We start from the raw sequence: 3,152 nt of genomic DNA, 5'->3' as shown, positions 1-3,152 counted from the left end.
GGGGGAGCTCATGGTAAAGAGGTTCTACCCCCAGGGCTCAGGGGAGGCGTCGCTCATAGTTGACCTGACCGTGACGGACCCTGAGTCGGCGGACGAGCTGGCGGCCGCCTCCCTCTCCATAGCCCTTGGCCTCTCGAGGAGCTTCAGCGTGACCCCTTACATATATGACGGCGGGAGGCTCGCAAGGGTCAACGGCATTGGTGGCCTGGCCAGGGCGCTTCTTGAGAGGCTGGGAAGGTACTACCCTGAGGCCTTCAGGGTCCTTGACGACTACCCGGGCAGGCTCAGGCTCTCCGAGGGGGTCCCCGAGGGCAGGGTCATAGCTGTGACGCAGCTGCTCAGCCCCCTGCCGTCGCTCCTGCCCCCGGGCTGCACCGTTGTACAGCCCACCAGGCCCTGGCTGAGGGCCCCCTCGCTGGAGGAGGCCTACCTCATGAAGGAGAGGCACGACCGCGAGGTTTCTCTGCTGAGGGCCTCGGGGTGCCAGGTTCTCCTCAGCGTCAGGGAGCTTACCAAGGTAGTACGGCCCCTCTGAGGAATACGCGGAGCTCTATGTGCCTGGCTATTGCCTCCTCGTCGTGAAGCCGAAGGCCTCAACACCTCCTCCGCCCCCTTATCATTACCGAGGAACGCCGAAGTCCAGGAAAGCCCCTTTATGACTTCCTCTGAAGTCCTAACTAAGTTTTACCCTTTTGGATGGCTCCACTGGCTACGCATGACTAGGTATTGATCATTAACTATTGAATTAATTGACACCCACCACGGGTTTGGCTCAAGCTCTATGCAGGACTCGCAGTGCTTGCTCCTCTCGCGGAGCTCGTCGTTTCTCGACCTGCGCTGGCCCGTGAATTGCGGTGTGAACAGGTTTTTGATTTCTATATCCACGATGCCGTGGCGCACATACGACACTTGCTCATATTTGCCACGGCTGAAGAATTCGAGGCTGACGGATACGCGCCCAAGGTTATCAATCATAATCTTGGGGGTTTTCGGAATTGGGTCTAGGTATGCGAAAAAGCCCGAGTAGCCCTTGAGGAGCGAATGTTCATATGCAAGCCTGGCCAGCGTAAGGTGTCTGAAGTACAGCTCCAGTATGTAACTGATGGTACTGGGCGATTCAGGGTGCACATGTAAATGATCGGGCATTACATAAATCATCACTAGATCCTTGATGGGCGTTATGAGCTCCATTGAAGGACCATAAGCTGTATTAAACGCGTTGTACATCCCGTAGGCCGTGGCCATGGCCTCCTCATTCGCTGAGGACGCGTTCGGCCCATGGGCCCAGTGGTACCTCTCGTGACTTACCAAGTACGTCATTGCCACGTCCACGGTAGCCTTGGCCGCGAGCTCCTTTACGAGGCCTATGGGTACGCCGAGCTTGAAGCTGCCTCCGCCTCCCTTTAATTCATTCTTCATAGCATTGGCTAGCTGTTTCATGAACGTGCCCATGTTAGCGAGGTAAAGCCTAGTTAACCAGCTGGCTATCCTATCAGTGTTGTAGTATATCATGTCATCCTTCAGGCAGTAAATGGCTAGGTGCTCTGTACAGGTGACCCCCTTGTTGTAATTGGGGCATAACGCGCATGGGTCCGCTTCGAAGGACTTTGTCTTATTGAATAGCCTACTAAGGACATCTGTCAGGTCTGCATCATTATCGCCACGCCCAAGCATCTCAAGTATCTCACTAACGTTCACGCACAGGTCCCCATAATCAACGCTCACCTTATCAATTGATACAGTGCCGCACTCCTCGTCCTGCCCCTGTCTCCGAACCAACCCACATTCTTGATCACATCTTCCGCACTCATTGCTGCTCTGTCCTCTCTCTGAACCGGCACACATTTTGTCACGCCCCCACACTAGTTGGCTTGGCTTCCTAGTTCGTCGCTAGTTAGCTCGAACTGGAAAACGACATTTTTAAATCCTTTTTTAATATTGTTAGTTACCTAATGGTTCGTCGAACTTTAGTAATTTGTAGTTCAGCAATTAATTTAAACATCAAGGATTAAGCTCTAAATTGGGCAGTTGGATAGCCAGTTAGGGAGCGTTAAGTGGCGTTAGTTTATTGAAAAGAGAAGCGGCCAAGACAGATGGTTTGTGGCTCGAGCTGCTTGGCGCCCTCGCTCATGACTGCCGTGGCCTGCGAGGACGCGGCCCTCGCGAGAATTTCCCAGAAGCCCCGGGTAGCGACCGGGAGGCAACATGATGAGGTTCACTGCAATTAGGAGCTTGCCAGGAATCACCTGGGCATAGCGGATCACAGGACCCTCTAGGATGTTGAGGGGCTCTGTGACCAGCTCAGCGCCTGCCGGCCCCGTCAAGGTGTGCGGCCCCTGCCTGGACTTACTGGGTTGGCTGCGCAGCCCTCATTGGGAAGGCTCATCACGCTGCAGGAGGCGCTGGCCGTCGAGGACAGGTCAACGATGACAATGTAGACGCCGCGTGGCATCAGGATTCTAGTTATTAGCTTGCCGACCGCCTCGAGGACGCGGTCACCGACCCTACCAGGATTCCTGCCATCGGCAACTGGCCTTGTGGGCATGGACTTGTCTAGGCCATGGCTTAGCCCTCAGCTGAGCCCTGCTCCCTCCTCATGGACCTCAGGTGCTTCAGCAGCCTGTACTCCATCCTCTTCAGGTACATGCTCAGTATGCCGAGGAGCAGGCTGTTGAAGCCAGCAGCAGTGACCACGAGGGCCATTATGGCTTTGACGAAGTGGTCAACGTGCATGAAGTAGAACTGGTACGCCGTCATGCCGCCCACCAGCAGGCCGGGCACCATGAGGAAGGCGCCCGCCAGGAAGAGCGTGCTCGTCGGGTTGTACCTCCACGAGAGCCTGACCATGTCGAGGGCTATGCCGAGGCCGTGCCAGGGCCTCAGCTTCTTCCTCCCCATCCTCTTCCTGTACTCTATGTCCACCTCGCCCACGGAGCCCCCGCCCGAGACTATGTGGGCCGCTATCTCGCTCTCGACGCTGAAGCCGCCCATCTCAAAGTTGACGTCAGCTATGGCCTCCCTCCTCACCAGGTAGAGGCCGCTGAGCACGTCCCTCAGCCTGACCCCAAAGATCGAGTCGAAGAGCTTAGTGAGCAGCGCGTTGCCAACCCTGTAGACGAGGGGCTGCGAGCTGCTGGGCCTCACGCCTATCA

The 3,152-nt window shown here is 56.3% G+C and carries 3 protein-coding genes and 1 pseudogene; 1 reads left to right on the top strand and 3 read right to left on the bottom strand.

Going from position 1 to position 3,152, the window contains the following annotated elements; translation table 11 throughout:
- Window positions 1-535, top strand: a 535-nt coding sequence (locus tag ACP5H1_RS08205; protein ID WP_427973969.1) for a hypothetical protein, incomplete at its 5' end; no start/stop codon positions are given.
- Between the two features lie 149 nt (window positions 536-684).
- Here ACP5H1_RS08205 and ACP5H1_RS08200 read toward each other — a convergent pair.
- From ACP5H1_RS08200 to ACP5H1_RS08190, 3 genes and pseudogenes are all read right to left on the bottom strand, one after another.
- Entirely contained in the window at window positions 685-1,698 is a 1,014-nt protein-coding gene (locus ACP5H1_RS08200; RefSeq protein WP_427973967.1) for a hypothetical protein, read from the bottom strand.
- Window positions 1,699-2,320: 622 nt separating this feature from the next.
- A complete protein-coding gene (locus ACP5H1_RS08195) occupies window positions 2,321-2,545 on the bottom strand; it encodes a hypothetical protein (RefSeq protein ID WP_427973965.1) in 225 nt (74 codons plus the stop codon).
- Between the two features lie 20 nt (window positions 2,546-2,565).
- Window positions 2,566-3,152, bottom strand: a pseudogene (locus tag ACP5H1_RS08190) (glycosyltransferase family 2 protein); the annotation flags it as partial.

Origin of the sequence: Acidilobus sp. (assembly GCF_049973875.1) — an archaeon.
Classification (GTDB): domain Archaea; phylum Thermoproteota; class Thermoprotei_A; order Sulfolobales; family Acidilobaceae; genus Acidilobus.
The sequence above is the reverse complement of the archived record's forward strand: the minus strand, read 5'-3'. Positions and strand labels throughout refer to the sequence as shown.